Source organism: Kitasatospora sp. NPDC086791 (genome assembly GCF_040685975.1).
GTDB lineage: Bacteria > Actinomycetota > Actinomycetes > Streptomycetales > Streptomycetaceae > Kitasatospora.
In genome coordinates this window covers 125,482-150,794 of sequence record NZ_JBFBOC010000004.1, presented here as the reverse complement: position 1 = coordinate 150,794, position 25,313 = coordinate 125,482, and the positions used below count along the sequence as shown (strand labels likewise).

Below are 25,313 nucleotides of genomic sequence, written 5' to 3'. Positions count from 1 at the left end.
GGTGGCCCAGTCCGACACGGCGTCGGGGCTGCGGGCCGGGTTCCGCGGCCTCACCACCCGGGGCCGGTCCTTCCTCGCCGCCGGGCTCACCGCGGTGGTCTGCTCCTACCTGCTCGACCAGGACGCCCTGCTGCGCGTCGGCGTGCTGCTCGCCGCGCTCCCGCTGGTCGCCGTGGCGGTCGTCGCCAACACCCGCTACCGGGTGGCCAGCGGCCGCCGGCTGAGCCCGCGCCGGGCGGTCGCCGGCCAGGAGGCGCGGGTCCACCTGCGGCTCGACAACGTCTCCCGGGTGCCCACCGGCCTGCTGCTCCTGGAGGACAAGGTCCCGTACGTGCTCGGGCCGCGCCCGCGCTTCGTGCTGGACCGGGTCGAGCCGCGCGGCCACCGCGAGGTGTCCTACCGGGTCCGCTCCGACCTGCGCGGACGCTACCCGCTCGGGCCGCTGCAGCTGCGGCTGTCCGACCCGTTCGGAATGTGCGAGGTGACCCGCGCCTTCACCGCCGCCGACGTCCTCACCGTCGTCCCCCTGGTCCAGGCCCTGCCGGCGATCCGGCTCAGCGGCGAATGGCCCGGCCAGGGCGAGAGCCACAGCCGCACCCTCGCGCTGGCCGGCGACGACGACGTGATCCTGCGCGAGTACCGGCCCGGCGACGACCTGCGCCGGGTGCACTGGCGCTCCAGCGCCAAGTACGGCGAGTTGATGGTGCGCCGCGAGGAGCAGCCGCAGCGGGCCCGGGCCACCGTCCTGCTGGACACCCGCGAGATCGGCCACCGGGGCAGCGGCCCCGCCTCCTCCTTCGAGTGGTCGGTCAGCTGCGCCGCCTCGGTCGCCGCGCACCTGCTGGAGCGCGGCTACCAGACCCAGCTGCTCACCGACACCGGCCTCGCGGTGCCCGGGCCCGGCGCGGGCGGCCACCACCACGCCGCCGACACCACCGGGCTGATCCTGGACGCCCTCGCGATCGCCGAGCTGTCCGACGGCGGCACCCTCTCGCGCGCCGAGGAGCCGCTGCGCACCGGCGGCGAGGGCCTGCTGGTCGCCGTCCTCGGCGAGCTGGACGACACGCAGACCGCCCGGCTGGGTCGGCTGCGCAGCCGCACCGGCGGGGCGATCGCCTTCCTGCTGGACACCGGCACCTGGGCCGGCCTGCGGATGCTCGCCCCGGACACCGGCGGCGAGGAGTTCCGGGCCCGGGCCCGGAAGCTGCGCGAGGCCGGCTGGACGGTCATCACGGTGCGCGCCGGCGATTCCGTGCCGGACCTGTGGCGGGCCGCCGAAGGTGCCAGGACGACCGCCCCCAACCGAGAAGAGGCCGGCGCGTGACCACCCGGGCCAAACTGACCGTCTACGCGGCGCTGGCCACCGCCCTCGCCTCGCTCTGCATGATCCCGCTGCTCACCACGCGCAGCTGGCTGACCCATGCCGTCCTGGTGGTCGCCGTCCTCGCCGCGGTCGGCGCCGGCCTGCGCCGCTCCCCGCTGTACCGCTGGACGGTGCCGGTCGGACAGCTGCTGGTGCTGTTCCTGCTGCTCCTCATCGGCTTCGCCGGAGCCGGCGGGCTGCTCGGCGGCGTGCTGCCCGGGCCGTCCTCGATGCGGGTCCTGGACCAGGTCTTCGCCGCCGGCCTGGACGACATCCAGCAGTACGCGATCCCGGCGCCGCCCACCGCCGGCCTGCGGCTGATCCTGGTCTCCGCGGTCGGCCTGATCGCCGTCGCGGTGGACACCGTCGCGGTGACCTACCGCCGCTCGGCGCTGGCCGGGCTGCCGCTGCTGGCGCTCTACTCGATCGGCAACGGCCTGGCCGGGGACCACGGCAGCTGGTTCTGGTTCGCGGTCGCCGCGGCCGGCTACCTGCTGCTGCTCTTCGCCGAGGGCCAGGACCGGGTCTCCCGCTGGGGCCGGGTCTTCCGCGGCACCGCCCGTGGCACCGTGGGCTCCGGCACGGTCAGCCCGGGCGGTCAGCAGGTCGGCATCCTGGCCCTGGCCGTCGCGATGCTGCTCCCGGCCGTGCTGCCGCACTGGAGCTCCGGGCTGCTGCACTCCGACTCCACCGGGAGCGTCGGCAAGGGCGCCGGCGGGAGCGTGGCGACCAGCCTCGACCCGATGGTCAGCCTGGAGGCCGCGATCACCAGGCCCACCGACGCCGAGCTGCTCAGCTACACCCTGGACAGCGAGCAGGCCGACCAGACCTACCTGCGGACCGGCTCGCTGGACCAGTTCGACGGCACCAACTGGCGGCTCAGCAGCACCACGTTCAACGACCTCCCGGAGTCGCTGCCCAACCCCGAGGGCCTGCGCAACGCCGACGTCCCGCGCATCGAGGGCGACTTCCAGGTCGGCGACGGGCTGGCGAAGAGCTGGCTGCCGATGCCCTACCCGGCCGCCTCCGTGCGGGTCCCCAACCGCAACGACTGGAAGCTCGACCCGCTGACCCGCACCGTCGTGCCGGTCACCGACAAGGCGATCCGCGGCCTGCACTACCACGTCAGCGCCCTGGACCTGCGGCCCACCGCCAACGAGCTGCGCCTGGCACCCGCCGCGCCGCAGGACGTCCGGGACCGCTACACCGCCGTCCCGGCCGACCTGCCGGGCGTGGTCGCCGAGAAGGCCCGGCAGGTCACCGGCGGCGCGCAGAACGACTACGACCGGGCGATGGCCCTGGTGAGCTGGTTCAACGGCCCGGACTTCACGTACGACACCACGGTCGCCGCCGGCACCGGCAGCAACGCCATCGCGGTCTTCCTGCGCGACCGCCGGGGCTTCTGCGTGCACTTCGCCTCCACCATGGCGGCGATGGCCCGATCGCTGAAGATCCCGGCCCGGGTCGCCGTCGGCTTCACCCCCGGCGACAACAAGGGCGGCAACGTCTACTCGGTGAGCGGCCGGATGTACCACGCCTGGCCCGAGCTCTACTTCGCGGGCTACGGCTGGATGCGCTTCGAGCCGACCCCCAGCCGCGGCGTCCCGACCCACTACACCGAGGCAGCCAACGCCCCGACCACCGCGCCGACCCAGCACCCGACCACCGCGCCGCAGACCACGTCGGCCGCCCCGGCGCCGTCCGCGAGCTCCGCCTGTGACGCCAAGCAGCGCCAGCTGGGTGAGTGCGGCCCGAAGGGCAAGGCCGCGGCCCACGCCGCCGAGGAGTCCTGGCTGCTGTCCGGGCAGGTGCTCGGCACCCTCGCCGTGGTGCTGGCACTGATCGCGCTGCTGCTCGCCCCGATGTTCTGGCGCACGGCCGTCCGCCGTCGCCGGCTCGGCGGCGGCGGACGCCGTCGCCCCGGCGGGCCCGGCCCCGGCGAGCTGACCGACGCCCAGGTGCTGGCCGCCTGGGACGAGCTGGTCGACTCCGCTTGGGACCTCGGAATCCCCCCGGACGAGTCGCGCACCCCGCGTGCGGCCGCGCGACGGATCGCCGAGACGGCGGAGCTGGACGCGGACTCGGCGGCCGCCGCCGGCCGGCTGGCGCTGGCCACCGAGCGGGTGCTGTACGCCCCGCCCGGCCAGGTCACCACGGCGCCGCTGGCCGCCGACGTCCACACCGCCCGGCGTGGCCTGCGGGCGAGCGCCGGCCGGGCCGGGCGGACCAGGGCGCTGCTGCTGCCGCCGTCCTCGGCGCAGCTGTGGTGGCGGATGTCCGACGCGGTGCGGGCGGCCCAGGCGGCCGTCGGCAGCAGGACGGCCCGGGCCGGCGAGGCGGTCGCCGCCCCGGTCCGGCGGCTCTCCGCTCCGGTCCGACGGGTCTTCACCCGGCGGCCCGGGCCGGACGCCCCCGGGTCGGATGCCCCCGGGTCGGGCGGCGCGGAGTCCTGAGCTCCGGGCCGGACACGGCAGACGCCGGGGGCGGGCAGTCGGTCGACTGCCCGCCCCCGGCGTCTTCGGTCGGTGTCCCGGCCGTCCGGCCCGGGCCGGTGGCTCAGAAGCCCCCGGTCTGCTCGTCCCGGCGGCGCTGCCAGCGCTGCTCGACCCGGTCCATCATCCCGGCCTTGCGGCGCGGGGCGGCGGCCTGGCGGGGCCCGGAGCCCTGGCTCGCGGGCCCGCGGCGCCAGCCGGTCACGGCGAACACCGCGCACCCGAGCATCACCAGGAAGCCCACGATGCTGACCCAGATCTGGTTCGGGACGACCATGCCACCCATCAAGAGGCCGATCCCCACCACGAATCCGGCGACGGCCAGGTAGACCCGCCGACGGGTGTAGGTGCGCAGCCCGGTTCCCTCGAGCGCCGACGCGAATTTGGGATCTTCGGCATACAGCGCTCGCTCCATCTGGTCGAGCAGTTGCTGCTCGTGCTCCGAGAGCGGCACGGAGTCCTCCTACTCGTCGGTCGCGGGTGCGACCGGTCCGCCCACCCCGGTCGGGGAGGCAAGTCCAATCAGCCGTGGGGCACACGGTCGGACGCCCGTGCGGGGGACCCGGCCCGTGTCGTCCATATGCCCCACGCATCCGGCTGTCATGCTTTCCGGCTTTACCCAGATCATACGGTCCGTGGGCCCGTTACGGGGTGGTCTGCGCCGCGTGGGCCGGGCCACTTCGACCGGGCACGGCCGCACCGGTGTCAACGCGCCACGCCCCGGACAAGTGCCCGATCCGATGGAATCGGTCCGGAGCTGGGGAGCTTCGCCGCAGGAGAACGGAAACCGACCGCCCGGCCGGGGCGGGGAACGGGCGGAGCCGGGGCGGGGAACGGGCGGAGCCGGGGCGGGGAACGGGCGGAGCCGGGGCGGGGAACGGGCGGGCGTCCGGGACGCGAACCGCCGCCGTACGGTGTGCGAACCGTACGACGGCGAAGGTATCGCGAAGGCTTCGCGAAGGCCCGGCTCCGGCCGGGCTCAGCTCGGGCTCAGCTCGGGCTCAGGCGAGGGTGGCCAGCAGGTGCAGCTGGGTCGCCACGGCGTGGAAGGCGGGCTGCTCGGCGGCGGCCTCCTCCAGCTTCAGCAGCGCCTCCAGCGCGCCCGGCTCGGTGTCCACCAGCACCCCGGGGACCAGGTCGGCGAAGACGCGCACCCCGTGCACCGACTCCACCCGCAGGCCCGCGTCCGCGGCGAGCCGGCCCAGCTCCTCGCCGGTGAAGCGGCGCGGCATCGGGTCCTGCTCGCCCCAACGCCCGTCGGTGGCGGAGAGCACCGTCCGGGCCTCGTTGAAGTGTCCGGCCAGCGCGCGGGCCAGTACGGCGCCGTTGCGGTTGGCGGCCAGCAGGCTGACCAGGCCGCCCTTGCGCAGGGTGCCGGCCAGGCTGCCGAGCGCCTCCGCCGGGTCGTCCACGACCTCCAGCACGCCGTGGCAGAGCACCGCGTCCACGGTGCCGGGGGCGATCAGCTCGGGCAGCGTCTGGGTGTCGCCCTGGACGGCGCGGACCAGGTCCGTCACCCCGGCCTCGGCGGCCCGCCGCTCCAGGGCGAACAGCGCGTCCGGACTCGGGTCGACCACGGTCACCCGGTGGCCGAGCTTGGCCACCGGCACGGCGAAGTTGCCCGTGCCGCCGCCGGTGTCGACCACGTCGAGCACCGGCTGGTCCAGCTCGGCCGCCCGCTTCTCCAGGGCTGCCCGCACCACCTCCCACACCACGGCGGTACGCAGGGCACTGCGGGGACGCGTCGGGTACACGGTGGGGCTCCTTGGCACGTGCAGTTCGATCAGGATGCCTCCACCTTAAGCCTGGCGGGTGGCCGGGTCGCTCGCGCCCGGCGGCTGCTCGTCGTCCAGCGGCAGCCGCGGCGCGGGCGGGACCGCCCGCAGGCCCAGCAGCCGCTCGACCAGGCGCAGGAACAGGGCGGAGTTGCGGATCAGGTCATCGGCGTCGCGGGCCGACGCGGCGCCCCGGATCCCGGCCTCGGCGGCGGCCCGGCGGCGGGCGCCGGCGCCGTAGTAGAGCGCCCACTCGGCGAGCTCCGGGGCCACCTCGGGCAGCACCTCCCAGGCGCTGCGGATGGCCTTGCGCCGCCGCGGGTTCTTCTCCGGGCGGCCGCGCACCGCCAGGACGGCCGCCACCGTGCGCAGCGCGGCGAGGTGCGCGGTGGCGTACCGCTCCAGCGGGTCCTCCAGGGCGCGGGCGCGGACGAGGGTGCGGTGGGCGTCGGCGAGCAGGTCGAGGGCGGCCGGCGGCGCGGCGGTCCGGCGCAGCACGGGGTGGACGTCCCGGCCGGCGGGGCGGCCGCCCGACGCGTCCGGGGTGTGCGGGAGGGCGGCGGAGTGGAGGCGGGCGGTGACGGGCTCAGGACGGCTGATGGTCATGGTCTCCCCCGTTCCGAGGCAGCGCGCGGACCGGGTGGTCCGTGCCCCTCCATCGTGACCGGCAGCACTGACAATCCGTCCGCTCCGGACCGGAGGCCCCGGCCCCGACAGCCCGGGAAGCAGATCGGCGGCGGGCGCGGACCCTCCCCCGGTCCGCGCCGCCGCCGTATGCCGTCGCTCCCGCCGTTCCCCCCACGGACGACGGTCGCGAACCTCCCCCGTGGCCGGTCTCCCCCCGGCCCGCTCCGCCGCCCCGTGCCGGCGGTGCGGGGACCGTGACCAGCCCCGTCGCGGATCTTCCGCCGCCGCCCCCGGCCTGTGCGGCCGGAGGGGCGGAGGGATCCGCCACCCGGGTGAACCGGCGCCCGACGCGCCGTTCCTCCCGGGTGCCACCACTCTCCCGTCTCCGCAGGTCGGAGGCCATCCGCTGACGTACTCAACCGGGGAACTGAGTATCCGTACTCAGTCCCCGCGCCGGAACCGGCGAGGGCCCGCACGGCGTCCCGCTCCGGGTACGGTACGGCGGGGCCGGGCGGAACCGGCCGGGTCCTCGCGAGGAGGGGGAGGCCATGACGATCCTGCCGCTGATCTTCACCAGCGGACTGGCCAGCGGCATCAACGCCTACGCGGTGGTGCTGCTGCTCGGGCTGCTGGGCCGGTTCGCCGGCGCGGAAACGGTGCCGCACGCGCTGGAGCGCACGGACGTGCTGATCGCGGCCGCCGTGCTGTTCGCGGTGGAGGCGGTGGCCGACAAAATCCCGTACCTGGACAGCGTCTGGGACGTCGTGCACACCGTGATCCGGCCGATCGCCGGCGCCACCGTGGCCGTGCTGATCGCGGGCAACGACCCCGGTTCGCTCAACGAGGTCGTGGCCGGCGCGATGGGCGGCACCACGGCGCTGGTCAGCCACCTGGTGAAGGCCTCGCTGCGGATGGCCGTCAACACCTCCCCCGAGCCGGCCAGCACCATCGTGGTCAGCCTGGCCGAGGACCTCTCGGTGGCCGGCCTGGTCACCCTGGCGATCTTCCACCCGTGGGTGGCCGCCTCGATCGCCGCGGTGGTCCTGGCCGCCGGGCTGCTGCTGGTCCGGCTGGTGATCGGCAGGATCCGCGCCTTCCGGGCCCGCCGCCGCGAGCGCAGGGCCGCCCGGACCGCCGCCGGCGCGTACGCCGGACAGCCGGGGGCCTGACGGCGGGCGGCCCGGCAGCGGGGCAGCCGGACAGCCGGGGCCTGACGGCCGCCGCCGGGGACCTAGGATCAGTTCCCATGGCACGGATCGTCATCATCGGCGCAGGAATGAGCGGGCTCGCGGCGGCCTCCCGGCTGGCGACGCTCGGCCACCGGGTGACGGTCTGCGAGGCGGGCGGCACGTACGGGGGCATGGTCGGCCGCCACGAGCGGGACGGCTTCGCCTTCGACACCGGGCCCGGGCTGCTCGCCCTCCCCGCCGTCTACCGCGACCTCGCGCTGAAGACCGGCAAGGAGCCGCTGGAGCAGCTGGTCGAGCTGGCACCGGTCGATCCGGAGAGCCGGCACCTCTTCGCCGACGGCACCGCCGTCACGCTGCCCAACGCCTCCCGCGGCGGCGTCGGCCAGGCCCTGGACGCGGCCTTCGGGGCCGGCTCGGGAGCCCGCTGGAGCGCGGTGATGAACCACGGCCGGACGGTCTGGGAGGCCACCCGCCGCCCGCTGCTGGAGGAGCCGCTCCCGACGGACCGGGCCTTCCTGGGCACCGACCCGTACCCCGTCCCGCCGCGCACCGGCCTGGCCCGGCTGCGCCGCGCCGTCCCGTGGACCCTGCACGACGTGGCGGCGCGCCAACTGGACGGCCACCCGGGCCTGACCGCGCTGCTGTTCGAGTCCGCGGTCCGCTACGGCTTCGCCCCGGGCCGGGCCCCCGCCGGGGCCACCGTGCTGCCGTACATGGAGCAGTCCTTCGGCGTCTGGTACGTCCGGGGCGGCCTGCGCGCCCTGGCGGCGGCGGTGTTCCGGCGCTGCGAGCTGCGCGGGGCCGAGTTCCGCTTCGACACGCCCGTCACCCGGGTCGTCGTGGAGGACGGCCGGGCGCGCGGCGTCGAGACGTCGGACGGCCGGATCGACGCCGACCTGGTGCTCTCGGCGATGGACGCCGGCGCGTTGTTCGGCGGCGGCCTGGCGCCGTGGCCGGGGAAGCCGGCCGAGGCGTGGCGCCCGTCGGGGGCGCCCGGCCGGTTCAGCGTGCTGCTCGCCCTGCGCGGCCCCCGGCCGGAGGGCACCGCGCACCGCACGGTGGTGCACGCGCCCGACCTCGCCGCCGAGGAGCGGGCGCTGACCGGTGCGGGCCCGCTCTGCGAGCGCCCCACCGTGCAGGTGCTGCGCCCGGACGACCCGGCGCTGCGACCCGACGACGCGCACGAGAGCGTGGTGCTGACCGCGACCGTCCCGGCCCAGGGCGAGGTCGACTGGACCGCCCCCGGCGCCGCCGACCGCTACGCCGACCTGCTGCTCGCCCACGTCGACGCGGCCGGCCTGGGCCTGCGCGAGCGGCTGCTGTGGCGGGTCGTGCGCACCCCGGAGGACACCCGCCGGGAGACCGGCGCCCCGGGCGGCTCGGTCGCCCTGCCCGTCCTCGCCGGAGCCGACGGCGACTGGCTGAAAGCCGCCAACGAGACCCCCGTCCCCGGCCTCTACCTCATCGGCGGCACCGCCCACCCCGGCGGCGGACTCGCCCGCGTCGGCATGTCGGCCTGCATCACCGCCGGCCTGGTCGGCCCGGCCTAGGCCGCCGGCCGGGCGCCCGGGCGGGCGTCAGCCCTGGTGCCAGGTGTTCTGCTGCTGGTAGCCGTAGGTCTGGTCGTACCCCGGCTGCTGCGGGATGCCCTGGGCCTGCGGGTCGGGCTGGGGCTGCCACTGCTCCTGGGGCTGCTGCTGGTAGCCCTGGGCGTTCGGGTCCCAGGGCTGCTGGTGCTGCTGGTAGCCCGCGTACTGGTCCTGCTGCTGGGCCTGCTGCTGGTAGCCGCCGTACGGGTCCTGCTGCTGGTCCTGCTGCTGCGGGTAGGTGCCGTAGGACTGGTCGTAGGCGTAGGCGGGCTGCTGCTGGGTCTGCCACTGCTGCTGGTCGTAGCCGCCCTGGTAGGCGGCGGCGTACGGGTCCTGGGGCTGCTGCTGCGGCTGCTGTTCGTAGTACGAGGGGGCGTAGACGCCGTCCTGGGTGAGCTCCTGCATCTCGAAGGCGGCGGTCTGCTCGACCTCCGGCACCTCCTCCGACACCGCTGCCGCCACCGGCACGGACGGCGGCGTCGGCAGCGCCGCGGGGGCCTCCTCGACGGCGCTGACCTCGCCGATCCGCTCCTCGGCGACCGCGACGGCCGCCACCGCGGCCGCGCCGCCGGTGAGGGCGCCGAGCAGCGGCACCTTGGCGAGCGGGCCCGGCAGGCTGCCGTCGGCGTTCCGCAGGGACCAGCCGGTGCGGTAGCCGCGCTTGACCGAGAGCGTGACGAAGGTCTGGCCGACGGCGAACAGCGCCGCACCGGCCCCGATCACCACGATCGACCCGAGGCTCATCCCGGCGGCCACGCCCAGGAAGCCGACCAGGGCCAGGACCCGCCAGTGCAGCGGCGCCCGGTTCTGCAGCAACACCTCGGCGATCAGCCAGAGCGCCACCACCGCCAACGCGGCGTACAGCAGCAGGTATCCGATGCCCATCCGCCCGCTACCTCCAGTCGCGTGCCCGCGCGTCCACGCCGCGCGTGTCCGGCGACTGTACCGGTTCAACGGCCGGGGCACCGCATCGCGTTCCCGCCGCACCCGACACCGGCCGCACACGACCGAGCCCGTCACCGTCGGTGCGGTGACGGACTCGTGAACACCCGGCGTCAGCACGGCGATCGGCAGGACCACTCGTCGGCCGGACACCCCTCCGACCTGAACGCCGACCGGAGCGCCCACCGGCGCGACCCGCCCCCGCGCCTGCTCAGCGCTGGTGCAGTCCCAGGTTCTGGTAGATCTCCAGCGTCGCCGTCGAGTGGTTCAGCGTGATGAAGTGCAGACCGGGCACGCCCTCGGCGAGGAGGCGTTCGGCCATCGTCGTGGCGTGCTCCATGCCGATGGCGCGCAGCGCCGCCGGGTCGGCGACGGCGGCTCGCAGGCGGGCCTCCAGGTCGGCGGGGAAGGCCGAGCCGCTGAGCTGCGGGAAGCGCTCCAGCTGCTTGGCGTTGGTGACCGGCATGATCTCCGGGATGATCGGCGTCTCGCAGCCGGAGGCCGTCACCCGGTCGCGCAGCCGCAGGTAGTCGTCCACCTCGAAGAACATCTGGGTGATCGCGTAGTCGGCACCCGAGCGGATCTTCGCCACGAAGTGCCGGATGTCGTCGTCCCAGTCCGTGGAGCGCGGGTGCATGTTCGGCGAGGCGGCGACGCCGACGCAGAAGTCGCCGATGCCCTTGATCAGCTCCACCAGCTCGTAGGCGTAGGTGACGCCCTCGGGGTGGCTGACCCACTCGCCCATCGGGTCGCCGGGCGGGTCGCCCCGGACGGCGAGGACGTTGCGCACGCCCTGGTCCGCGTACTGGCCGATGATGTTGCGCAGCTCCGCGATCGAGTGGTCGACGGCGGTCAGGTGGGCGACCGGGGTCAGCGTGGTCTCGGTGGCGATCCGGCCGACCATGTTGACCGTGCGCTCGCGCGAGGAGCCGCCGGCGCCGTACGTCATGCAGACGAAGTTCGGGTCGAGCGGCTCCAGCCGACGGATGGCGTCCCAGAGCTTCTGCTCGCCGACTTCGGTGCGCGGCGGCATGAACTCGAAGGAGAAGGAACGCTTGCCGGCCGCCAGGAGCTCGCGCACCGTGAGTGCGCGATCCGTTCTCGTGGAAGCGATGCCCAGTGCCATGTTTGCAGGCTATCGGGCCTTCGCGGAGGCTGGACAACCCGGTTCCACAGATTGAGACAAGCGGTGGACGGCATTCCGCTTGGCCCCGCGCGACTCCCCACAACGCCCGGACGACTCCCCCGGCGACTCCGCGGCGCCCGCGGGCCACCCCCGAGGGGCCGCTCGCACGCCCGTTCCCAGCCGCCCCGCTACGCTTGCTGCACCCCAGAGAACCAGCGGAGCCCCATCGTGATCTCGTCCAGCACCCGGCCGGCCAACCCCATTGACGTGGAGGACGTCCGCATACGCGTCAACGCCGCGCTCGCCGCGTTCATGGACGGCCAGTCCGCGCTGCTCGGCACGATCTCGCCCCAGTTGGTCCCCGCCGCCGACGCGCTGCGCGACTTCCTGCTGGACGGCGGAAAGCGGCTGCGTCCGGCCTTCTGCTACTGGGGCTGGCGCGCCGCCGGCGGCCCGGTCGGCGGCGAGGGGATCGCCAACGCGGCCGCCGCCCTGGAACTGCTCCAGGCGAGCGCCCTGGTGCACGACGACCTGATGGACCGCAGCGACACCCGCCGCGGTCTGCCCTCGGTCCACCGCCGCTTCGAGGCGCTGCACCGCGACAACGGCTGGCGCGGCGACCGCGAGCAGTACGGCGCCTCGGCCGCCGTGCTGCTCGGCGACCTGCTGCTGATCTGGTGCGACGAGCTGTTCCTGCGCTCGGGCCTCGAGCCGGCCGCCGTCCTGGCCGCCAAGCCGGTGTTCGACCTGATGCGCACCGAGGTCATGCTCGGCCAGTACCTGGACGTGCTGGAGCCGGTGGCCGGCGACTCGACGGACGAGGGCGCGCTGGACCGGGCGCGGACCGTGCTGCACTACAAGTCCGCGAAGTACACGATCGAGCGACCCCTGCAGGTCGGCGCCCTGCTGGCCGGGGCCGGGCCGGAGCTGGTCGAGGCCCTCGGGGCGTTCGGACTGCCGCTGGGCGAGGCCTTCCAGCTGCGGGACGACCTGCTCGGCGTCTTCGGGGATCCGGCCGTCACCGGCAAGCCGGCCGGCGACGACCTGCGCGAGGGCAAGCGCACCCTGCTGGTCGCGCACGCGATGCGCGGCCTGCCCGCCGCCGACGCCCGGCACCTGGACGAGCGGCTCGGCGCACCGGACCTGGCGCCCGAGGAGGTCGCCGGGCTGCGCGAGCTGGTCGCCCGCAGCGGTGCGCCCGAGCTGGTGGAGCACCGGATCGAGGAGCTGATGCGGCAGTCGCTGGGCGCGCTGGCGGCAGCGCCGCTGGTGGACGAGCGGGCCCGCGGGGTGCTGCTGGCGCTGGCCGAGGCCGCCACCGTCCGCAAGTACTGAGCACTGACGGACGACGGCGGCCCCGGGAACCAGGGCGCTGGATCAGCGGCTCCCGGAACCAGGCCCCGGGATCAGCTGGAACGCACCCGGCGGGACAGCTCGGCGGCCGCCGCCCCCGGGTCGGCCGCGGCCGTGACGGCCCGGACCACGACGATCCGGCGGGCCCCGGCGGCCAGCACCTCGTCCAGGTTGCCGAGGTCGATCCCGCCGATGGCGAACCACGGCCGGTCCCCGGCCCGCTCCGCCGCGTACGAGACCAGGCCGAGGCCCGGCGCCGGGCGGCCCGGCTTGGTCGGGGTCGGCCAGACCGGTCCGGTGCAGAAGTAGTCCACTCCGGGCTCGACGGCCGCCGCGTCCACCTCGGACTCGGCGTGGCAGGACCGGCCGATCAGGACGTCCTCGCCGAGGATCGCCCGGGCGGCCGGCACCGGCAGGTCGTCCTGGCCGAGGTGCAGCACGTCCGGCCGGGCCGCGTGCGCGACGTCGGCGCGGTCGTTGACGGCCAGCAGCTTGCCGTGCCGGCGGCAGGCGTCGGCGAAGACCTCCAGGGCCGCCAGCTCCTGCTTGGCCTCCAGTCCCTTGTCGCGCAGCTGGACGATGTCCACCCCACCCGCCAGCGCCGCGTCGAGGAACTCGGCGAGGTCGCCCTGTTCGCGACGGGCGTCGGTGCACAGGTAGAGGCGGGCGTCCGCGAGGCGGGCGCGCAGCGGGTCCGCCGCCATCAGATCAGCATCGCCTGGGCACGCCGCTTGACCTCGGTGCCGCGGTTCTCCCGCAGTGCCTGGATCGGGCTGCCGGGCAGCGACGGGTCCTCGGTGAAGAGCCACTCCAGGATCTCCACGTCGTTGTACCCGCAGTCGCGCAGCACGGTCAGGGTGCCGGAGAGGTGCTTGACCAGCCCGGTGCCGTCGATGAACGCCGCAGGGACCTGCAGCGACTTGTTCGGGCCCCGGCGGACGGCGATCAGCTCGCCGTTGCGGACCAGGTCACGCACCTCGGTGACCCGCACCCCCCACTGCTCCGAGATGTCGGGGAGGTACATCCACTCGGGGACCAGGGCTTCAATCTTGCTTTCGATCTCACTCACGCCACCAGACTGCCACCTCCGCGGCCCGTCGCGCACCAGCCGCTACCCCGCGACCGCCGACTTCAGCGGCACCGCCGGGTCCGCCGCGCGGGCCGGGTCCAGCGCCGTGCCGTGCTCGATCAGCTTCCGTCCCTGGGTGAGGTCGCGCGGCCGGTCCACGGTCAGCAGCGCGCTCGGCACCCCGTCGCGCAGCCAGAGCACCGTCCACGAGGCGTCCCGCGGGCCGCCGCGCCAGAGCACCTCGTCGCCCTCGGCGTGCCGGCCGGCGTACTGGACCATCCGCCCGAACTGCTCCGACCAGAAGTACGGCACCGGGTCGTACGGCGGCTCGTCCGCGCCGAGGACGGCGGCGGCCGCCGCCTCGCCGGACCGCAGCGCGTGGTCCCAGTGCTGGACGGCCAGCCGGGCGCCGGCCCGGGCCGAGGGGTAGCTGACGCAGTCGCCGGCCGCGAGGACGCCGGGCAGCGAGGTGCGCAGCCGCGCGTCCACCACGACGGCGCCGGCACCGTCCAGCTCGATCCCGGAGCCGGCCAGCCAGCCGGTCGCGGGCCGGGCCCCGACCCCGACCACCACCTCGTCGGCGGGCAGGTGCGAGCCGTCGGCCAGCAGCACCGCGCCGGGCTCGACGGCGGCCACCCCGACCCCGCAGCGCAGGTCGACGCCGGCCTCGGCGTACCAGGCGGCCATCGCCGAGCCGATCGCGGTCGGCAGCGCGCCGGGCAGCGGCGCCGGGCCCGCCTCGACCACGGTCACCTCGCAGCCCGCCGCGCGGGCCGCGGTGGACACCTCGGCGCCGATCCAGCCCGCCCCGACCAGCACCAGCCGCAGGCCGGGGCGCAGCAGCGCGCGCAGCGCCAGGGCGTCGTCCAGGGTGTGCAGCAGGTGCGCCCGCTCGGCGCCGGGCAGGACGCGCGGGACGGCGCCGGTGGCGATCACCAGCGTGCCGTAGGGGAGGTCGCCGCCGTCGGTGTGCAGGACGCCGGGGGTCAGGCCGGTGGCCCGGCGGCCGGTGAGCAGCTCGATGTCGAGGTCCGCGAAGTCGATGTCCAGGGTGGTGCTGTCGCTCTTGCCGAGCAGCACGTCCTTGGAGAGCGGCGGCCGGTCGTACGGCACGTGCGGCTCCTCGCCGACCAGGGTGATCCGCCCCTGCCGGCCGCCCTGCCGCAGCTTGAGGGCGCATTGCGCCCCGGCCAGCCCGGCCCCGACGACGACCACCCGATCCGTTCCGCTCAGCTCTGCCACGCCCGTCACTGTACTCAGCGCCGCCCGGCCGTTCCCGGGCCGTCCGCCCCTCCCCGGCCGGGGCCCGGGGCCGGGCGGCCCCTTCGGCCGGGCCGGGCCCCGGCGTTATGGTGGGGGCACCATCGCGGGAGCCCGGCGAACCGGGCTGAGAGGCGGGCTGACACGGCCCGCGACCGTCCGAACCTGATCCGGGTCATACCGGCGAAGGGAGAGGAGCAGCTTTGACACGCGTGCCATCGGGCGCCCACGCCGACGTCCTGGTGATCGGCGGGGGCATCATCGGCCTCGCCGTCGCCTGGCGGGCGACGCAGCGCGGCTTGCGGACCGTCGTGGTCGACCCCTCACCGGGCGGCGGGGCGGCCACGGTCGCGGCCGGGATGCTCGCCCCGGTCACCGAGCTCCAGTACGGCGAGGAGCCGTTGCTGCGCCTCGGTCTGGCCTCCAACGAACGCTACGCGGACTTCGCCGCCGAGCTCACCGAGGCGAGCGGCGGCCAGGACACCGGCTACCGCGCCTGCGGCACGATCGCCGTCGCGCTGGACTCCGACGACCGCGAGGAACTGCGCGAACTGCACGCCTTCCACCAGCGGCTGGGCCTGGACTCGACCTGGCTGACCGGCCGGGAGGCCCGCAAGCTGGAGCCGATGCTCGCCCCCGGTGTGCGCGGCGGCCTGCACGTCGCGGACGACCACCAGGTGGACGGCCGGCGGATGCTGACCGCGCTGTGCTCGGCCGGGGAGCGCGCGGGCGTCGTCGTCCGGCGCGCCGAGGCGGTGGAGCTGCTGGTCGAGGGCGGCCGCGCGGTCGGCGCCCGGCTGGGCACCGGGGAGGGCGTGACCGCCGACCGGGTCGTGCTCGCCGCCGGCCCGCACAGCCACCGGCTGGCCGGCCTGCCCGAGGGCGTGCTGCCCGCGATCCGCCCGGTGAAGGGGCAGGTGCTGCGCCTTCACATCCCCGCCGCCTACCGGCCGTTCCTCTCCCGCAACGTCCGCGCCGTGGTGCGCGGCGGGCACCTCTACCTGGTGCCCCGGGCGAACGGCGAGCTGGTGATCGGCGCGACCACCGAGGAACAGGGCTACGACACCACCGTCACCGCCGGTGGGGTGTACGAACTCCTGCGCGACGCCCACGAATTGGTCCCGGGCATCACCGAACTCCCGCTGGTGGAGACCTCCGCGGGCCTGCGCCCCGGCTCGCCCGACAACGCGCCGCTGCTCGGCCCGACCGCACTGCCCGGGCTGGTCGCCGCCACCGGCCACCACCGCAACGGCGTGCTGCTCGCCCCGGTGACCGCCGACCTGCTCGCCGAGTACCTGGCGACCGGCGAACTCCCGGCGCTGGCGCAGCCGTTCACCCCGACCCGGTTCTCCCCCGACCGCTCCACCACGAAGGCCCTGGCATGACCGAGACCACACCGACCGAGACCACGCCGACCGGAGCCCCGCGGGCCGAAGCCTCCCGGGCCGAAGCCACGCCGGCCGAGATCGCGCTGACCGTCAACGGCGAACCCCGCGCGGTGGCCCCCACGACCACCCTCGCCGAGCTGGTCGCCACCGTGAGCCGGGCCAACACCGGCGTCGCCGCCGCCCTCAACGAGGCCGTGGTCCCGCGCAGTTCGTGGTCCGGGACGCCGCTCGGCGCGGGCGACCGGATCGAGATCCTCACCGCCGTCCAGGGAGGCTGAGATGGCCGACGACCTGCTGACCATCGCCGGGACGACCTTCTCCTCCCGACTGATCATGGGCACCGGCGGCGCGCCGAGCCTGGAGGTCCTGGAGCGCGCGCTGCTCGCCTCCGGCACCGAGCTGACCACCGTCGCGATGCGCCGGGTCGACGCCGGCACCCAGGGCTCCGTCCTGGACGTGCTGACCCGCAACGGCATCCGCGTCCTGCCCAACACGGCCGGCTGCTTCACCGCCGGCGAGGCCGTGCTGACCGCCCGGCTGGCCCGCGAGGCGCTCGGCACCGACTGGGTGAAGCTGGAGGTGATCGCCGACGAGCGGACCCTCCTGCCGGACCCGATCGAGCTGCTGGACGCCGCCGAGACCCTGGTCGACGACGGCTTCACGGTGCTGCCGTACACCAACGACGACCCGGTGCTGGCCCGCAAGTTGGAGGGCGTCGGCTGCGCCGCGATCATGCCGCTCGGCTCGCCGATCGGCTCCGGCCTCGGCATCCGCAACCCGCACAACTTCCAGCTGATCGTGGAGAGCGCGGGCGTCCCGGTGATCCTGGACGCGGGCGCCGGCACCGCCTCCGACGTCGCGCTGGCAATGGAACTCGGCTGCTCCGCCGTGATGCTGGCCTCCGCGGTGACCCGGGCTCAGGAGCCGGTGCTGATGGCCGAGGCGATGCGGCACGCCGCCGAGGCGGGCCGACTCGCCCACCGGGCCGGCCGCATCCCGCGCCGCTTCCACGCCGAGGCCTCCTCCGCGATGGCCGGCCGGGCCGACCTGGACACCCGGGAGCGGCCCGCGTTCTAGCGCCGGGCCCCCGGCGTGTCACAAGCCGGGCACAGCCGGGCCCGGGGGCGGTGTCCTCCGGGTCCGGCCGACGGGCCCGGCACTAGAATCGCCCGAGTGGACATGGCACTGCACGACCCCCTGATCGGCACCCTGCTCGACAACCGGTACCGGGTCGGGCAGCGCATCGCCACCGGCGGGATGTCCACCGTCTACCAGGGCACCGACACCCGGCTGGACCGGGTGGTCGCCCTCAAGGTGATGCACCCCGCGCTGGCCGGGGACGAGGGCTTCACCTCCCGCTTCATCCGCGAGGCCAAGGCGGTCGCCAAGCTCACCCACCCCAATGTGGTCAACGTCTTCGACCAGGGCGCGGACGGCGGGCACGTCTTCCTCGCCATGGAGTACGTCCCCGGCCGTACCCTGCGCGACCTGCTGCGCGACCGCGGCGCGCTCTCCGTCCGGGCCGCCCTGGACGTCCTGGAGCCGGTGCTCGCCGCCCTCGGCGCCGCCCACCGGGCCGGGCTGGTCCACCGCGACGTCAAGCCGGAGAACGTGCTGATCACCGAGGGCGGCCTGGTCAAGGTCGCCGACTTCGGCCTGGTCCGGGTGCTCGGCACCGCCGACGGTGCGCCCACCTCGACCAGCACCGCCACCGGCGGCACGGTCCTGGGCACCGTCTCCTACCTCGCCCCCGAGCAGATCCTCCCGGACGCCCCCACCGACCAGCGGGTCGACGTCTACGCGGCCGGCATCCTGCTGTACGAGATGCTCACCGGCCGCCGCCCGCACACCGGCGACAATCCCGTCCAGGTCATGTACAAGCACCTGCACGAGGACGTCCCCGCCCCGTCCCTGATCGCCCCCGCGGTCGGCCCCGAGTTGGACGCCCTCGTGGCCGGCGCCTGCGCCCGGGCCGCCGACGCCCGCCCGTACGACGCGGTCGAACTGCTCGCCGCGGTCCAGCGGGTCCGCCGCACCCTCACCCCGGCCGAGCTGGACGCCGAGCCGCCGGCCTCCACCCGGCCCGGCCCGCGCTACCCGACCAGCGAGCCGACCTCGGTGATCCAGCCGCTGCCGCGGCCCGCCGACGCCCCGCCGACGGAGCGCACCAGCGTGCTGGACGTGCCACCGGAGCTGATGGACCAGCTACTCACCGAGCCGCGCCCGTACGACGAGCCGACCCCGGTGCGCGAGCGCCGGCCCGGCCTGCTGCGCAGGGTCCCCCGCAGGGCGCTGATCTGGGCCGCCGCGCTGACCGCGCTGGTCCTGGCGGTCGGCGGCGCGACCTACGGCCTGTCCGAGGGGCTGTACGGCGCGGTGCCCGGGGTGCTCGGCAAGGACCGGGCCGAGGCGCAGCGGATCCTGGACAAGGAGGGCCTGCACGGCAGGTTCGTCGAGGCGTTCAGCGAGTCCGTGCCGACCGGGCAGGTGATCTCCACCGATCCCGGGGTGGGCGCGCGCACCCGCCGGAGCGACTCCATCACCATCACCGTGTCCAAGGGCCCCAAGCGGACCGCGGTGCCGGACCTCGTCGGCAGGAGCGCCGCCGACGCCGCCGCGGCCCTGGCCGGTGCCCAGCTGACCAGGGGCAGCGTGACCGAGACCTACGACGACACCGTCCCGGAGGGTTCGGTGATCAGCAGCTCGCCGCCGGCCGGGCAGCAGCTGCAGGAGAACGCCGCGGTCTCGCTGGTGGTCAGCAAGGGCATGGTGCCGGTCCCGAACGTCACCGGGATGACCAAGGACGACGCGCAGAAGGCCCTGCAGGCGGCGGGCTTCACCATGCAGACCACCGGCTGGGACGTGTTCGGCGCGGTCAAGGTGAACGGCCAGTCCCCGGCGGCCGGCGAGCGGCGGCCGCAGCACAGCGCGGTGACGGTCAGGTTCTCGCTGTTCTAGCCGTTCCGGCTCCGGCCCCCGCCCCCTCCGGCCGGGCTCAGCGCAGCGGGCCCTCGCCCGGCTCCTCCTGGTAGGAGTAGCGCTGCTCGCGCCAGGGGTCGGCGAGGTTGTGGTAGCCGCGCTCCTCCCAGAAGCCGCGCCGGTCGGCCCGCATGTACTCCACCGCGCGGACCCACTTGGGGCCCTTCCAGGCGTACAGCTGCGGCACCACCAGCCGGACCGGGAAGCCGTGCTCGGCGGTCAGCGCCTCGCCGTTGCGGTGGGTGGCCAGCAGGGTGCGCGGGTCGGCGAAGTCGGCCAGCCGCAGGTTGGCGCTGTAGCCGTACTCCGCCCAGACCATCACGTGGGTGACGCCGGGCGCCGGGGGCACCAGGTCGAGCACGGCGGCGGCCGACACGCCCGTCCACTCGTTGCCGAGCACGGAGAACTTGGTCACGCAGTGCAGGTCCGCGACGACGGTGGCGCGCGGCAGGGCGCTGAAGGCCTCGAAGTCCCAGCTGTGCTTCTCCGCCGAGGCGGTGGCCCCGAACACCTGGAGGTCCCAGGTCAGCGGCTTGAAGCGGGGCACCGGGCCGTAGTGCAGGGCGGGCCAGCCGCGCTGCACGCGCTGGCCCGGGGGGAGCCTCGGGTCAGACGGCGGCAGCGGTTCGTGATTGGACTGACCCATGGATCCATGGTGACAGACGGCGGACGGGCCTCGACGCGCGCCCCTTGGGGCGGGTTCACGCCCCGCTCGTACGGGCCAACAGTCGAACGCCCGCCGAGCGGATTCCCCCCGAATCGGATATTCCGCCACATGTCACAGTGAGTGTGAACTTACTGGAATTCCGTCCCTTTCCGGTGCCAGGATGCCCAGCGCAGGACCCACCCCAGGACGAGCGCAGGAGGCACCGCCATGCAGGGCGATCCCGAGGTCATCGAGTTCCTCAACGAGCAGCTCACCGCCGAGCTGACCGCGATCAACCAGTACTTCCTGCACGCCAAGATGCAGGAGAACTTCGGCTGGACGAAGCTCGCCACGTACACCCGGCACGAGTCCTTCGACGAGATGAAGCACGCCGAGACGCTCACCGACCGGATCCTGTTCCTGGAGGGGTTGCCCAACTACCAGCGGCTGTTCCACGTCCGGATCGGCCAGACGGTCAAGGAGATGTTCGAGGCCGACCGCCAGGTCGAGGTCGAGGCGATCGACCGGCTCAAGCGCGGGATCGTGGTGATGCGGGCCAAGAACGACATCACCTCGGCGAACATCTTCGAGGACATCCTGGCCGACGAGGAGCACCACATCGACTACCTGGACACCCAGCTGGAACTCCTGGAGAAGCTCGGCGAGGCGCTCTACCTCGCCCAGCTCATCGAGCAGCCGGAGTCCTGAGGCCTCAGGCCACGCGCAGCGGGAGCACCGGGGCGGTCGGTGCCGTCGGAGCCGCCGCGGCCGGGGCCGCCGCCGTTTCCCCCGGCTGGGGCTCCGCTTCGGCGAGGCCGAGCTTCACGGCCAGCCGGGCGGTCGGGCAGGGCCGGGCGCCGTGCTCGCCGAGCAGCGCCTGGATCCGGCGCACGCAGGACCCGCAGTCGGTGCCGGCCTTGCAGCCCTTCGCTATCTGCCGAGGGGAATTGGCACCCCCGTCGATCGCCTTCTTCACCTGGTCCTCGGTGACCGCATGGCACATGCACACGTACATCGCGGTATCTCCCGGGGCGAAGCGACTGGATCTTGACTAAGGCTTGCCTTAGTTCACTAAGCCTCACCTTACCCGGCGATCCGGGTACGAAAAAGCCCCTCCGGGCTCGGGAATCCCGAATCCGGAGGGGCCTTCGTCACATCCGGCCCCCGCTCGGCGGGCGGATGCGCTCGGGGCTCACTGTCCCCGGTACATCTCCGCGACGAGGAACGCCAGGTCCAGCGACTGGCTGCGGTTGAGCCGCGGGTCGCAGGCCGTCTCGTAGCGCTGGTGCAGGTCGTCCACCAGGACCTCGTCGCCACCGCCGACGCACTCGGTGACGTCGTCGCCGGTCAGCTCCACGTGGATGCCGCCCGGGTGGGTGCCGAGCGCGCGGTGCACCTCGAAGAAGCCCTTGACCTCGTCCAGGACGTCGTCGAAGCGGCGGGTCTTGTGGCCGCTGGAGGCCTCGAAGGTGTTGCCGTGCATCGGGTCGCAGATCCACACCGGCTTGGCGCCGGAGGCGGTGACCTTCTCCACCAGGGTGGGCAGGTGCTCGCGGATCTTGCCCGCGCCCATCCGGGTGATGAAGGTCAGGCGGCCGGGCTCGCGCTCCGGGTCCAGCTTCTCGATCAGGGCGAGCGCCTCGTCCACCGAGGTGGTCGGGCCGAGCTTGACGCCGATCGGGTTGCGGACCTTCGAGGCGAACTCGATGTGCGCGTGGTCCAGCTGCCGGGTGCGCTCACCGATCCACACCATGTGGCCGGAAACGTCGTACAGCTCGCCGGTCCGCGAGTCCACGCGGGTCAGCGCGGTCTCGTAGTCGAGGATCAGCGCCTCGTGCGAGGAGAAGAACTCGACCGTCTTGAACTCCTCCGGCGCGACACCACAGGCGTTCATGAACGCCAGCGCGTTGTCGATCTCCCGGGCGAGCTGCTCGTAGCGCTGACCGGCCGGCGAGTTGCGGACGAAGTCCTGGTTCCAGGCGTGCACCTGACGCAGGTCGGCGTAACCACCGGTGGTGAACGCGCGCACCAGGTTGAGCGTCGCGGCGGACGCGTTGTACATCCGCTTCAGGCGCTCCGGGTCCGGGTTGCGGGACTCGGGGGTGAACTCGAAGCCGTTCACCGAGTCGCCGCGGTAGACCGGCAGGGTCACACCGTTGCGGGTCTCGGTCGACTTGGAGCGCGGCTTGGAGTACTGGCCGGCGATCCGACCGACCTTCACCACCGGCACCGAGGCCGCGTACGTCAGCACGGCGGCCATCTGGAGCAGGGTCTTCAGCTTGTTGCGGATGTGCTCCGCCGAGACGCCGTCGAAGGCCTCGGCACAGTCACCGCCCTGGAGGAGGAAGGCCTCCCCGCGCGCCACGGCTCCGAGCCGGGCGCGCAGCTGGTCGCACTCGCCGGCGAAGACGAGCGGCGGATACGAGGCGAGCTCGGCAAGGGTCTTGCGCAGAGCCTCTTGGTCCGGCCATTCAGGCTGCTGCGCCGCGGGCAGGGACTGCCAGGAGTGGGCAGCCCTCGATGTCTCAGTCGTAGCGGTCACACGGCCAAGGCTACGGGGTGGCACGAGCGATCCGTGACCATTGCCCGAGGGGTGAGACACATCTCGGACAAAGGCGTGACCGCGCTCACCCGTCCTACCTGATCCGCTACGCTCGACCCATGCACGCGCCCCACAACCACTCCTGGTGGTGGGCCTCCCCCGAGGGTGGCCCACCGATCGCGCGTTCCTAGACGAACACGACGGCCGCCCCTCGGGGCGGCCGTCGGCGTCTGAGCAGACGGCCCTCCGGGAGCGGAACCCAGCACCGCCCTCGCCATCACCCGGAAGGAAGCCGCACCGTGACCACCGTCACCGACCTGCTCACCCGTCTCACCGCCCCCGGCGCCCCCGCCTTCGCCCTGCTGCACCGCCGCACCCCCCGGCTCGCCCCGGACACCGTCGAGGTGCTGCTGGGCACCGTCGACAGCTACCAGCGCCTCGCCGACCTCCCGGTGCGCGACGGCGCCCCGGCCGACGGCGGCCCGGTGCACGACCTGCTCGCGCTCGTCCCGTACCGGCAGATCCGCGAGCGCGGTTTCGCGGCGCACGACGACGGCACCCCGCTGCAGGCCCTCGCGGTGGCCGAGCAGCACGTTCTCCCGTTGGCCGAATTCACCTCGGCGCTGCCGCAGTTGCCGGTGTCACTGACCGGTGGCGCGTTCGACGTGGACGACGATTCGTACGCCTCGATCGTCCGCCGGGTGATCGAGGACGAGATCGGCAACGGCGAGGGCGCCAACTTCGTGATCCGGCGCGACTTCCACGCCACGCTCGACGACTTCGGCCCCGCTCTCGCGCTGACGCTGTTCCGGCGGCTGCTGGAGCAGGAGCGCGGCGCCTACTGGACCTTCCTGGTGCACACCGGCGACCGGGTCCTGGTCGGCGCCTCCCCCGAGGTGCACGTCCGGCAGAGCGGCGGCACCGTCGTGATGAACCCGATCTCCGGCACCTACCGCTACCCGGCGGGCGGCTCCGACCTCGACTCGTTGCTCCAGTTCCTGCACGACCCCAAGGAGTTGGAGGAGCTCACCATGGTCGTGGACGAGGAGCTCAAGATGATGTGCACGGTCGGCGACCTCGGCGGCCAGGTGCTCGGACCCCGGCTCAAGGAGATGGCCCACCTCGCCCACACCGAGTACGAGCTGCGCGGCCGTACCTCGCTGGACGTCCGCGACGTCCTCCGCGAGACGATGTTCGCCGCCACCGTCACCGGCAGCCCGGTCGAGAACGCCACCCGGGTCATCAACCGGTACGAGCCCAGCGGGCGCGGCTACTACTCCGGCGCGCTCGCCCTGATCGGACGCTCCGCCAGCGGCGGGCAGCTGCTGGACTCGCCGATCTGCATCCGCACCGCCGACATCGACCCGGCCACCGGCCGGCTCGTCGTCCGGGTCGGCGCGACCCTGGTGCGCCACTCCGTCCCGGAGTCGGAGGTCGCCGAGACCCACGCCAAGGCGGCCGGGGTGCTCACCGCGATCGGCGCCCGGCCCGCGCCGGCCAAGCTGCCCCACCCCACCGGCCCCCGGCTCGCCGACGACCACCGGGTGCAGGCCGCGCTCGACGCCCGCCGGGCCGGCCTCGCGCCGTTCTGGCTGCGGATGCAGACGCCGGCCCGGGTCACCGAGACCGAACGGACCCTGGTGGTGGACGGCGAGGACACCTTCACCTCGATGCTCGCGCACCTGCTCGGCTCGCTCGGCCACCGGGTGACGGTCGCCCGCTACGACCAGCCGGAGCTGCGCGCGCTGGTCGCGGCGCACCCCGGCCCGCTGGTGCTCGGCCCCGGCCCCGGCGACCCGGCGCTCGCCGACGACCCCAAGATGGCCGTGCTGCGGCCGATCGTCGCGGACTCCCTGGCCGCCGCCCGCTCCGGCGCCCGGACCGCGCCGCTGCTCGCGGTCTGTCTCAGCCACCAGCTGCTCTCCGCCGAACTCGGGCTGACGCTGGGCCGCAAGGCCGTCCCGTACCAGGGGGCGCAGGAGAGCATCGACCTGTTCGGCACCAAGCGGATGGTCGGCTTCTACAACACCTTCACCGCGCGCTGCTCGGACGCCGACGCGGCCCGGCTCGCCGCCGAGGGCATCGAGGTCGCCCGGGACACCGCCACCGGTGACGTCCACGCCCTGCGCGGGCCCGGCTTCGCCGGCCTCCAGTTCCACCCCGAGTCGGTGCTCACCCGCGAGGGCGTGGACATCGTGGCGGGTCTGCTGCGCGAGGCGGCGCCGGTCCGGCGCTGAGGATCGGGCGACCGACGGCGCCCGGGCGGGTGCGCACCCGCCCGGGCGCCGTCAGATCTCGTCGTCCAGGCCCTGCTCGATCGCGTACCGGACCAGCTCCACCCGGTTGTGCAGCTGCAGCTTCCCGAGCGTGTTCTGCACGTGGTTCTGCACCGTCCGGTGCGACAGCACCAACCGGTCGGCGATCTGGCGGTACGACAGGCCCTTCGCCACCAGCCGCAGCACCTCGGTCTCCCGGGTGGTCAGCTGCGGGGCGGCCGGCGACGAGGCCGGGGCCGGCTCGGCGGCCAGCCGGCGGAACTCGCCGAGCACCAGGCCGGCCAGGCCCGGGGTGAAGACCGCGTCGCCGACGGCCGTCCGGCGCACCGCGTCCAGCAGTTCCTCCCGCCCGGCCGACTTCACCAGGTACCCGGTCGCGCCGGACTTCACCGCCTCCAGCACGTCCTGGTGCTCCCCGCTGGCCGACAGCACCAGCACCCGGACCGCCGGGTCGTGCGCGACCACCTGGCGGCACACCTCGACGCCGGGCAGCGCGGGCAGGTTGAGGTCCAGCACGACGACCTGCGGCGAGCAGGCACGGGCGCGGCGGACGGCCTCCTCGCCGTCGCCCGCCGTGGCCACCACGTCCAGCCCGGCCTCGGCGAGGTCGCGCGAGACGGCGTCCCGCCACATCGGGTGGTCGTCCACCACCATCACCCGCACCGGCCGGTCGGTGGTCGGCTGATCGGTCATCGG

Annotated in this window: 23 protein-coding genes and 1 riboswitch; of the genes, 11 read left to right on the top strand and 12 right to left on the bottom strand. The window is 74.6% G+C overall.

All coding sequences use genetic code 11. The features are described from left to right. Position 1 precedes the first annotated feature (1 nt). Both AB0Q99_RS09630 and AB0Q99_RS09625 read left to right on the top strand, forming a co-directional pair. Complete coding sequence (locus AB0Q99_RS09630) at positions 2–1,324, top strand: DUF58 domain-containing protein (RefSeq protein WP_363569824.1); 1,323 nt, start codon at positions 2–4, stop codon at positions 1,322–1,324. Further along, entirely contained in the window at positions 1,321–3,816 is a 2,496-nt protein-coding gene (locus AB0Q99_RS09625; protein ID WP_363569822.1) for a DUF3488 and transglutaminase-like domain-containing protein, read from the top strand. The genes AB0Q99_RS09630 and AB0Q99_RS09625 overlap by 4 nt, the downstream gene beginning before the upstream one ends. A gap of 103 nt (positions 3,817–3,919) precedes the next feature. Here the strand turns inward: AB0Q99_RS09625 and AB0Q99_RS09620 are convergent, their stop codons facing one another. From AB0Q99_RS09620 to AB0Q99_RS09610, 3 genes are all read right to left on the bottom strand, one after another. Next, positions 3,920–4,309 carry a DUF3040 domain-containing protein gene (locus AB0Q99_RS09620; protein ID WP_363569821.1) on the bottom strand — a complete coding sequence of 130 codons (390 nt, stop codon included), beginning with the start codon at positions 4,307–4,309 and terminating at the stop codon, positions 3,920–3,922. Positions 4,310–4,856: 547 nt separating this feature from the next. Next, a complete protein-coding gene (locus tag AB0Q99_RS09615; protein ID WP_363569819.1) occupies positions 4,857–5,609 on the bottom strand; it encodes a methyltransferase domain-containing protein in 753 nt (250 codons plus the stop codon). 45 nt (positions 5,610–5,654) lie between these two features. After that, a complete protein-coding gene (locus AB0Q99_RS09610) occupies positions 5,655–6,236 on the bottom strand; it encodes an SAV_6107 family HEPN domain-containing protein (RefSeq protein ID WP_363569817.1) in 582 nt (193 codons plus the stop codon). Positions 6,237–6,805: 569 nt separating this feature from the next. Between AB0Q99_RS09610 and AB0Q99_RS09605 the strand changes: the two genes are divergently transcribed. Further along, positions 6,806–7,426, top strand: a complete 621-nt coding sequence (locus AB0Q99_RS09605) for a DUF4126 domain-containing protein (RefSeq protein ID WP_363569815.1) — start codon at positions 6,806–6,808, stop codon at positions 7,424–7,426. Between the two features lie 77 nt (positions 7,427–7,503). Next, on the top strand, positions 7,504–8,997 hold the full coding sequence (locus AB0Q99_RS09600) for an FAD-dependent oxidoreductase (RefSeq protein WP_363569813.1): 1,494 nt from the start codon (positions 7,504–7,506) through the stop codon (positions 8,995–8,997). Between the two features lie 27 nt (positions 8,998–9,024). On the opposite strand, the gene AB0Q99_RS09595 is transcribed toward AB0Q99_RS09600, so the two are convergent. Both AB0Q99_RS09595 and metF read right to left on the bottom strand, forming a co-directional pair. Continuing rightward, positions 9,025–9,921, bottom strand: a complete 897-nt coding sequence (locus AB0Q99_RS09595; protein WP_363569811.1) for a hypothetical protein — start codon at positions 9,919–9,921, stop codon at positions 9,025–9,027. 268 nt (positions 9,922–10,189) lie between these two features. After that, positions 10,190–11,104, bottom strand: a complete 915-nt coding sequence (gene metF / locus AB0Q99_RS09590; RefSeq protein WP_363569809.1) for a methylenetetrahydrofolate reductase [NAD(P)H] — start codon at positions 11,102–11,104, stop codon at positions 10,190–10,192. Between the two features lie 228 nt (positions 11,105–11,332). Between metF and AB0Q99_RS09585 the strand changes: the two genes are divergently transcribed. Further along, the gene (locus AB0Q99_RS09585; protein WP_363569808.1) at positions 11,333–12,439 is read left to right on the top strand and encodes a polyprenyl synthetase family protein; all 1,107 of its coding nucleotides are present in this window, start codon (positions 11,333–11,335) and stop codon (positions 12,437–12,439) included. Between the two features lie 71 nt (positions 12,440–12,510). On the opposite strand, the gene thiE is transcribed toward AB0Q99_RS09585, so the two are convergent. From thiE to AB0Q99_RS09570, 3 genes are read right to left on the bottom strand one after another with little or no spacing between them, the layout of a single operon-like run. Next, entirely contained in the window at positions 12,511–13,161 is a 651-nt protein-coding gene (thiE, locus tag AB0Q99_RS09580; RefSeq protein WP_363569806.1) for a thiamine phosphate synthase, read from the bottom strand. Beyond that, complete coding sequence (locus AB0Q99_RS09575; protein ID WP_363569804.1) at positions 13,161–13,526, bottom strand: Rv2175c family DNA-binding protein; 366 nt, start codon at positions 13,524–13,526, stop codon at positions 13,161–13,163. Before AB0Q99_RS09575 ends, thiE begins: the two co-directional genes overlap by 1 nt. Before the next feature lie 42 nt (positions 13,527–13,568). Further along, a complete protein-coding gene (locus tag AB0Q99_RS09570; RefSeq protein ID WP_363569802.1) occupies positions 13,569–14,777 on the bottom strand; it encodes an FAD-dependent oxidoreductase in 1,209 nt (402 codons plus the stop codon). A 105-nt stretch (positions 14,778–14,882) separates the two neighbouring features. Continuing rightward, positions 14,883–14,995: riboswitch (TPP riboswitch) on the top strand. Here AB0Q99_RS09570 and thiO point away from each other — a divergent pair. From thiO to pknB, 4 genes are all read left to right on the top strand, one after another. After that, a complete protein-coding gene (gene thiO, locus AB0Q99_RS09565; protein ID WP_363569800.1) occupies positions 14,990–16,171 on the top strand; it encodes a glycine oxidase ThiO in 1,182 nt (393 codons plus the stop codon). Its footprint overlaps the riboswitch before it by 6 nt. Then, positions 16,168–16,452, top strand: coding sequence for a sulfur carrier protein ThiS (gene thiS / locus AB0Q99_RS09560; RefSeq protein ID WP_363569799.1), 285 nt, complete (start codon positions 16,168–16,170; stop codon positions 16,450–16,452). The genes thiO and thiS overlap by 4 nt, the downstream gene beginning before the upstream one ends. 1 nt (position 16,453) lies before the next feature. Beyond that, positions 16,454–17,251, top strand: coding sequence for a thiazole synthase (locus tag AB0Q99_RS09555; protein ID WP_363569797.1), 798 nt, complete (start codon positions 16,454–16,456; stop codon positions 17,249–17,251). 102 nt (positions 17,252–17,353) lie between these two features. Next, a complete protein-coding gene (gene pknB, locus AB0Q99_RS09550) occupies positions 17,354–19,132 on the top strand; it encodes a Stk1 family PASTA domain-containing Ser/Thr kinase (protein WP_363570039.1) in 1,779 nt (592 codons plus the stop codon). Positions 19,133–19,169: 37 nt separating this feature from the next. Here pknB and AB0Q99_RS09545 read toward each other — a convergent pair whose 3' ends face one another. Continuing rightward, positions 19,170–19,799: a sulfite oxidase-like oxidoreductase gene (locus AB0Q99_RS09545; protein WP_363569795.1), complete on the bottom strand. Its 630-nt coding sequence runs from the start codon at positions 19,797–19,799 to the stop codon at positions 19,170–19,172. A 228-nt stretch (positions 19,800–20,027) separates the two neighbouring features. Between AB0Q99_RS09545 and bfr the strand changes: the two genes are divergently transcribed. Continuing rightward, positions 20,028–20,507, top strand: coding sequence for a bacterioferritin (gene bfr, locus AB0Q99_RS09540; RefSeq protein ID WP_363569794.1), 480 nt, complete (start codon positions 20,028–20,030; stop codon positions 20,505–20,507). Between the two features lie 4 nt (positions 20,508–20,511). Here the strand turns inward: bfr and AB0Q99_RS09535 are convergent, their stop codons facing one another. Together AB0Q99_RS09535 and AB0Q99_RS09530 are read right to left on the bottom strand one after the other, a co-directional pair. Next, a complete protein-coding gene (locus AB0Q99_RS09535; protein WP_363569792.1) occupies positions 20,512–20,814 on the bottom strand; it encodes a (2Fe-2S)-binding protein in 303 nt (100 codons plus the stop codon). A gap of 177 nt (positions 20,815–20,991) precedes the next feature. Beyond that, positions 20,992–22,341, bottom strand: a complete 1,350-nt coding sequence (locus tag AB0Q99_RS09530; RefSeq protein ID WP_363569790.1) for a class II 3-deoxy-7-phosphoheptulonate synthase — start codon at positions 22,339–22,341, stop codon at positions 20,992–20,994. A gap of 299 nt (positions 22,342–22,640) precedes the next feature. On the opposite strand from AB0Q99_RS09530, the gene AB0Q99_RS09525 reads away from it, so the two are divergent. Then, entirely contained in the window at positions 22,641–24,578 is a 1,938-nt protein-coding gene (locus AB0Q99_RS09525; RefSeq protein WP_363569788.1) for an anthranilate synthase family protein, read from the top strand. A gap of 51 nt (positions 24,579–24,629) precedes the next feature. Here AB0Q99_RS09525 and AB0Q99_RS09520 read toward each other — a convergent pair whose 3' ends face one another. Further along, a complete protein-coding gene (locus AB0Q99_RS09520; protein WP_363570037.1) occupies positions 24,630–25,310 on the bottom strand; it encodes a response regulator transcription factor in 681 nt (226 codons plus the stop codon). Between the last annotated feature and the right edge of the window lie 3 nt (positions 25,311–25,313).

Bases quoted from the DNA above. Each gene is read 5' to 3' on its own strand.
- AB0Q99_RS09600 (WP_363569813.1), top strand. From the start codon at position 7,504: ATGGCACGGATCGTCATCATCGGCGCAGGAATGAGCGGGCTCGCGGCG.
- metF (WP_363569809.1), bottom strand. From the start codon at position 11,104: ATGGCACTGGGCATCGCTTCCACGAGAACGGATCGCGCACTCACGGTG.
- AB0Q99_RS09595 (WP_363569811.1), bottom strand. From the start codon at position 9,921: ATGGGCATCGGATACCTGCTGCTGTACGCCGCGTTGGCGGTGGTGGCG.
- AB0Q99_RS09605 (WP_363569815.1), top strand. From the start codon at position 6,806: ATGACGATCCTGCCGCTGATCTTCACCAGCGGACTGGCCAGCGGCATC.
- thiS (WP_363569799.1), top strand. From the start codon at position 16,168: ATGACCGAGACCACACCGACCGAGACCACGCCGACCGGAGCCCCGCGG.
- AB0Q99_RS09610 (WP_363569817.1), bottom strand. From the start codon at position 6,236: ATGACCATCAGCCGTCCTGAGCCCGTCACCGCCCGCCTCCACTCCGCC.
- thiE (WP_363569806.1), bottom strand. From the start codon at position 13,161: ATGGCGGCGGACCCGCTGCGCGCCCGCCTCGCGGACGCCCGCCTCTAC.
- AB0Q99_RS09535 (WP_363569792.1), bottom strand. From the start codon at position 20,814: ATGTACGTGTGCATGTGCCATGCGGTCACCGAGGACCAGGTGAAGAAG.
- AB0Q99_RS09555 (WP_363569797.1), top strand. From the start codon at position 16,454: ATGGCCGACGACCTGCTGACCATCGCCGGGACGACCTTCTCCTCCCGA.
- pknB (WP_363570039.1), top strand. From the start codon at position 17,354: ATGGCACTGCACGACCCCCTGATCGGCACCCTGCTCGACAACCGGTAC.
- AB0Q99_RS09545 (WP_363569795.1), bottom strand. From the start codon at position 19,799: ATGGGTCAGTCCAATCACGAACCGCTGCCGCCGTCTGACCCGAGGCTC.
- AB0Q99_RS09520 (WP_363570037.1), bottom strand. From the start codon at position 25,310: ATGACCGATCAGCCGACCACCGACCGGCCGGTGCGGGTGATGGTGGTG.
- bfr (WP_363569794.1), top strand. From the start codon at position 20,028: ATGCAGGGCGATCCCGAGGTCATCGAGTTCCTCAACGAGCAGCTCACC.